The following is a 6,306-nucleotide window of genomic DNA, read 5'->3' on the forward strand; positions in this document are numbered from 1 at the left end:
GAGTGCCGCAACCTCCAGGCGATCGACCTTCGCGCCGGCAGGTCCGGCTGGCAGCGGAAGATCGTGAAGGAAGGCAACTTCGACTTCGGGACCGACTACTCGCTGGCGATCAGCGGCGGCACCGTCACCGCGGGCCGGGACCTGTACTCCACCGGATACCGCCTCAGCGACGGCAAGCAGCTCTTCGGCCGGTGGGAGAAGAGCGAGTGCCAGCCCTACGCGTACGCCGGAGGTCCGAAGCTCATCGCCGCGGTCTCCTGCACGAACGACGTGAAGAAGCCGCAGGAGGAGATCCACGAGGTCGATCCGGTCACGGGCAAGTCCCGCTGGAAGTACCGGCTTCCCGTCGGCTACCGGGTGGACCACGTCCTGTCCGTACGACCGCTCGTCGTCTCGGCGAACAACCGCGCCCAGGGCACCCACGGCATGGTCGTCCTCAACGAGGACGGCACGAAGCGCACGTCGCTCAAGGGACCGGGCTTCTATGCCGAGGGGTGCTCCGACGACACCGTCCATCAGGGCAATCTGCAGCGATGCCAGGTCGTCGCGGACGACACCACCGTCTATATCGCGATCGATGGAGCGCCCAAGGGCGAGGGCAACGAGATCGCCGCCTTCGACCTGCGTACCGGCGACATCGTGCGGCGCATCGAAGGGCTCCCGGGGCGCAGGTCCTGGCCGTTGCGGATGGAGGGCGGCTCGCTGATCGTCCGCAGGGCCGCCGTTCTCGACGAGCCCGGTTCGCTGGCCACCGTCGCGCCGGGCGCGACCAAGCCCGTCGAGACGCTCCGGCTGCCGCGCGTGACCGGGCGCCTGGAATCGCGCTTCCACGATTCGCCGGCGCTGTACGTCGACGGCCGGTACATCCTTGTGCAGCAGCTCGTCGTGGGCGCGAACGACGACGAGGAGATGAAGAGGGAGACGCTGTTGGCCTTCGGCAAGTGACACCGCCCTCATCCGTCTTTCCCACACCTCAGAGGTACGCACGCCCATGACACAGCCACCTCCGCCGCCCAGCCAGCCGCCCGGCCCGCCGCCGAACGAGCCGCCCAACCAGCCGCCGCCGGGCGGGTTCGGCGCGCCGCAGGACCCGCCCGGAGGGTTCGGCGCACCCACGCCGCCGCCGGAGCAGCCCCAGGCCCAGCCCTCGTACGGCTACCCCCCGCAGCAGCCGCCGACGCAGCCGCAGTACGGGTACCCGCTGGGGGCACCTCCCGGGCCGCAGGGCCCAGGGGGACAGCCGCCCACGCAGCCGCAGTACGGGTACCCGCAACAGCCGCCCACGCAGCCGCAGTACGGGTACCCGCTGGGGGCACCTCCCGGGCCGCAGGGCCCAGGGGGACAGCCGCAGCAGCCGTACGGGTACCCGCAGCAGCCGTACGGGTACCCCACTCAGCCGCAGGGCCCAGGGGGACAGCCCGGGCCCGTTGCCCCCGGCGGCGGCAGGAAGCTGTCCGCGCAGATGCAGATCGTCATCGCCGCGGTCGTCGCCGTCGCCCTGATCGTCGGCGGCGGGATCTGGTACGCCGCCTCCGGCGGCGGTGAGGAGAACGACACCGCGGGCGGCACCACCGGCTCGACCCAGGGGCAGAACAAGGGCGGCAACGGCCTCGGCGGCAACGGCAAGGAGAAGGTGCCGGGCAACACGCAGGCCACGCTCAAGTTCCAGCTCCCCGAGCCCAAGGTCCAGGACATCACCGACGTCGGCGGCTCCTGGATCACCGAGAAGGCGTACGTGAAGACGGGCGTCAACTCGATCGTCGGATACGACCTCGACAAGGGCACGCCGGTCTGGACCCTCCCCCTGCCCGGCCAGGTCTGCGGCACCTCGCGCCACACCACCGCCGACAACAAGACCGCCATCCTCTTCGAGGCGACCAAGCGCGTCGGGCCGAAGTTCTACCAGCCGTGCACCGAGGTCGGCGTCGTCGACCTGACCACCGGCAAGCTGGTGTGGTCCACCTCCGTCACCGGGGGCAACGCGGGCGACGACAAGGCCAAGTTCAGCGAGGTCACGCTCAGCGGCACGACCGTCGCGGCCGGCGGCACCGACGGCGGCGCCGCCTTCGACCTGGCCAACGGAAACCCGCGCTGGAAGCCCCAGGCCAACGCCCAGAACTGCTACGACATGGGCTACGGCGGTGGCGAAGGCCTCGTCGCGGCGCGGAAGTGCGGCTCGTACGGCAGCCAGTACGTCGTCATCCAGAACCTCAACCCGACGACCGGCCAGCCCATCTCCCAGTACAAGATGCCCACGGGCGTGGAGTACGCGTCGGTCGTCTCCACCAAGCCGCTCGTGGTCGCCGCCGACGTCGGCGACACGGCCGGCGACGGCAGTGGCATCTCGGACTTCTTCTCGATCGACGAGAAGACCGGCAAGCTGAAGGCCAAGATCGCGGCGAACGCGGACCGTTTCGCCGGCCGTTGCCGCTCCACCGAGGTCGAGACGTGCAGCAAGATCGTCGTCGGCAACGGCCGGCTCTACCTGCCCACCGAGGAGCACGAGGGCTCCACCGGTGAGTACGGCGACGAGACGAACGAGATCCTGTCGTTCGACCTGACCACGGGCAAGCAGAACCCCGAGAAGGCCGACGCCGGCGACCGGTACACGCTGTTCCCGCTGCGCATGGACGGCGGCAACATCATCGCGTACAAGGCCCCGCCGTACGACAAGGGCGGCCAGATCGTCTCCATCGACGGTGGCACCATGAAGTCGACGCTGCTCCTGGAGAACCCGTCGGACAAGACGGTGCGGGACGCCGAGGGCAGCTTCTCGGCGGACTACTCCGAGATGCTCTACGCCAACGGCCGGATGTTCATCTCCGCCGTCAACCTGAGCAAGCCGCGCGAGTCGTCCTCGACGAACGACAAGGAGTACCTGGCACTGGCGTTCGGCACCGGCTGACCCACGCCCGTACCCGGCACAGCCCGGCGCGTCGACGCACTCGACGCGCCGGGCTGTTTGCGTGGGGCCCTGTTGGGTGAGTATTCGACAGTCTGGGGGGACAAGCGTGTAGTTTGCCGGGTCATCGGAGTGACTGGGGCCGGGGGACGGCCTCAGGGGGGAACTGAGGGGTTGCTCGATGGGCGTGCGGCTCATGGTGGTCGACGACCACCGACTGCTCGCCGAGGCGCTGGCCTCGGCACTGAAACTGCGCGGGCACCGTGTGCTCGCGGCGGCGGCCCCGGTCGCGGGCGCCGCGGAGCTGGTGGTGAGCCGGGCGCCCGAGGTGTGCCTGCTCGGCACGGCCGCCCCGGCCCAGCCGGGAACCTTCGACCCGATCGTACGGATCAAGCGGGAGCGGCCGCAGGTGGCGGTGGTCGTGCTGGGCCCGGTGCCCTCGCCGCGCGGGATCGCGGCGGCCTTCGCGGCCGGCGCCTCGGGATACGTACGGCACGACGAGCGCATCGAGGGCGTCGAACGGGCGCTGATCAAGGCGCGCGCGGGGGAGTCCGCGGTGGCGCCGCAGCTCCTCCAGGGCGCGTTCACGGAGCTGCTCAACCCGGTGGCGCAGCCCGACGACGAGGGGCAGCGGCTGCTGCGGATGCTGACGCCGCGCGAGGTCGAGGTCCTCGTCCGGGTGGCGGAGGGCGAGGACACGCGGCTGATCGCCGCCGGGATGGGGATCGCGCCGAGCACGGCGCGCACCCATGTGCAGCGGGTGCTGATGAAGCTGGGGGTCGGCTCCCGGCTGGAGGCGGCTGCGCTGGCCGCGCGGACGGGGCTGCTGGACCGCGCCCCGGTGCCGGGTGCCCGCACCGAGTACCCGTAGTCGGACCCCGGGTCGCCCGGGTCGCCCGGGTCGCCCGGGTCGCCCGGGTCGGGCAAGGGCGGCGGCCGGATCCGCGGTGGCCCGGTGCGTGCCTGGCCGGATCGCCTGCCGGGTCTGATCCGTGCGTGGCCCGGATCCGGGGTGGTCTGGTGTGTTCGTGGCCGGATCGCCCGCGGGTCTGATGCGTGCGTGGCCCCGATCCGGGGTGGTCTGGTGTGTTCGTGGCCGGATCGCCCGCGGGTCTGATGCGTGCGTGGCCCCGATCCGGGGCCTGATGCGTGCGTGGCCCCGGACCTCCGAGGTCCTGTGCGCCTGGTCTGTCGTGCGTCAACCTGTGCGACGCGCGCTCACCGTTGACTACGGATGTTGGATTGTGGTTGCTTGTGTGTGGTCATGTTTGGTTCCCCGCTGAGGACACCCCGTGAAGAAGACCGTCACCGCCCTCGCCGACGGGCGCGAGCTCATCTACTACGACGCGCGGGACGACACGGTCCGCGACGCCCTCGACGCCCGTCCGCTCGACCCCGTCTCCTCCGCCTCCGAGATCCGGTACGACGCGCTGCTCGGGGACTCGGTCGCGGTCGCCTCGCACCGTCAGGGCCGGACCTACCACCCGCCGGCTGACGCGTGTCCCCTCTGCCCGTCCCGCGACGGGCGACTCAGCGAGATCCCGTCCCCGGACTACGACGTCGCCGTCTTCGAGAACCGCTTCCCCTCGCTCGCCGGGGAGAACGGCCGGTGCGAGGTCGTCTGCTTCACCTCCGACCACGACGCCTCCTTCGCCGACCTCACCCCCGAGCGGGCGGCGCTCGTCCTCGCCGCCTGGACCGACCGCACGGCCGAACTCGCCGAGCTGCCCGGCGTCGCCCAGGTCTACTGCTTCGAGAACCGCGGCGCCGAGATCGGCGTCACCCTCGGCCACCCCCACGGCCAGATCTACGCCTTCCCGTACGTCACCCCCCGCACGGCCCTGATGCGGCGCCAGGCCGCCGAGCACCGAACCCGCACCGGGCGCAACCTCTTCGACGACGTCGTCGCCCGTGAGAGGGGGGACGGCGTCCGCGTGGTCCTGGAGAGCGAGCACTGGATCGCCTTCGTGCCGTACGCCGCGCACTGGCCGTACGAGGTCCACCTCCACCCGACGCGCCGGGTCCCCGACCTGCGCGCGCTCGACGAGAAGGCCCGCACAGACTTCCCACAGATCTATCTGGAACTCTTGAGGCGCTTCGACCGGATCTTCGGACCCGGCGAGCCGCCCACGCCGTACATCGCCGCCTGGCACCAGGCGCCGTTCACCGGTGAGGACCGCGAGGAGTTCGGGCTGCACCTGGAGCTTTTCACCGTCCGCCGGGCGCCCGGCAGACTGAAGTACCTCGCGGGCACCGAGTCCGGCATGGGCGCGTTCATGAACGACGTACCGCCGGAGGCGGCGGCCGCACGACTCCGAGAGGTGGCGACCACATGACGGCCGCGACATGCAAGTACCTGGTGACCGGCGGCGCGGGATACGTGGGGAGCACGGTCGCGCGCCATCTGGTCGAGGCGGGCCACGAGGTGACCGTCCTCGACGACCTCTCCACCGGGTTCGCCGAAGGTGTCCCGGCCGGCGCGGAGTTCGTCGAGGGCCGCGTCCAGGACGCCGCGAAGTGGCTGGACGGCTCCTACGACGGCGTGCTGCACTTCGCCGCCTTCTCCCAGGTCGGCGAATCGGTCGCCAAGCCCGAGAAGTACTGGGAGAACAACGTCGGCGGAACGATGGCCCTGCTCGCCGCCATGCGCACGGCGGGCGTCCGTAAGCTGGTCTTCTCCTCCACGGCCGCCACCTACGGCGAACCGGAGTCCGTCCCCGTCACGGAGTCCGCGCCGACGGCCCCGACGAGCCCCTACGGTGCCTCCAAGCTGGCCGTCGACCACATGATCGGCGGCGAGTGCGCGGCTCACGGCCTCGCAGCGGTCTCGCTGCGCTACTTCAACGTGGCGGGCGCGTACGGGGCGTGCGGCGAGCGCCACGACCCCGAGTCGCACCTGATCCCGCTCGTCCTCGACGTCGCCCTCGGAAGGCGCGAGGCGATCAGCGTGTACGGGGACGACTACGCGACCCCCGACGGCACCTGCGTCCGCGACTACATCCATGTCGCCGACCTCGCCGAGGCCCACCTCCTCGCCCTGGACGCCATGGCCCCCGGCGAGCACCTGATCTGCAACCTCGGCAACGGCAACGGCTTCTCGGTGCGCGAGGTCGTCGAGACCGTCCGCGAGGTGACCGGTCACCCGGTCCCCGAGATCACGGCCGCGCGCCGGGCCGGCGACCCCGCCGTCCTCGTCGCCTCGGCCGAGGCCGCGCGCGAGCGGCTCGGCTGGATTCCGTCCCGCCCGGACCTGGCGGACATCGTGCGCGACGCCTGGGCGTTCGCCAGGGAGAGGGAGCGGGAACGCGGTTGACGCTCCCCTCCCTGAAGGGAGGGGATTCCTACGGCTCGCGCCGTGAGACTTCCTGTTTCATCGCCGACTGCCCGCCCGGAGAACTCCGTTG

The 6,306-nt window shown here is 71.4% G+C and carries 4 protein-coding genes and 1 pseudogene; all 5 read left to right on the plus strand.

Annotated features, from left to right (window positions below):
- Positions 1-945, plus strand: a pseudogene (locus ACFUJR_RS33335) (hypothetical protein); the annotation flags it as partial.
- Between the two features lie 46 nt (positions 946-991).
- On the plus strand, positions 992-2,905 hold the full coding sequence (locus ACFUJR_RS33340; protein WP_383175719.1) for a PQQ-binding-like beta-propeller repeat protein: 1,914 nt from the start codon (positions 992-994) through the stop codon (positions 2,903-2,905).
- A gap of 178 nt (positions 2,906-3,083) precedes the next feature.
- Positions 3,084-3,773, plus strand: coding sequence for a LuxR C-terminal-related transcriptional regulator (locus ACFUJR_RS33345; protein ID WP_383181416.1), 690 nt, complete (start codon positions 3,084-3,086; stop codon positions 3,771-3,773).
- A 421-nt stretch (positions 3,774-4,194) separates the two neighbouring features.
- Positions 4,195-5,238, plus strand: a complete 1,044-nt coding sequence (galT, locus tag ACFUJR_RS33350; protein ID WP_383181413.1) for a galactose-1-phosphate uridylyltransferase — start codon at positions 4,195-4,197, stop codon at positions 5,236-5,238.
- Complete coding sequence (galE, locus tag ACFUJR_RS33355) at positions 5,235-6,215, plus strand: UDP-glucose 4-epimerase GalE (RefSeq protein ID WP_383181410.1); 981 nt, start codon at positions 5,235-5,237, stop codon at positions 6,213-6,215. The genes galT and galE overlap by 4 nt, the downstream gene beginning before the upstream one ends.
- Positions 6,216-6,306: the final 91 nt, after the last annotated feature.

The organism is Streptomyces sp. NPDC057271 (assembly GCF_042668715.1).
Classification (GTDB): Bacteria; Actinomycetota; Actinomycetes; order Streptomycetales; family Streptomycetaceae; genus Streptomyces.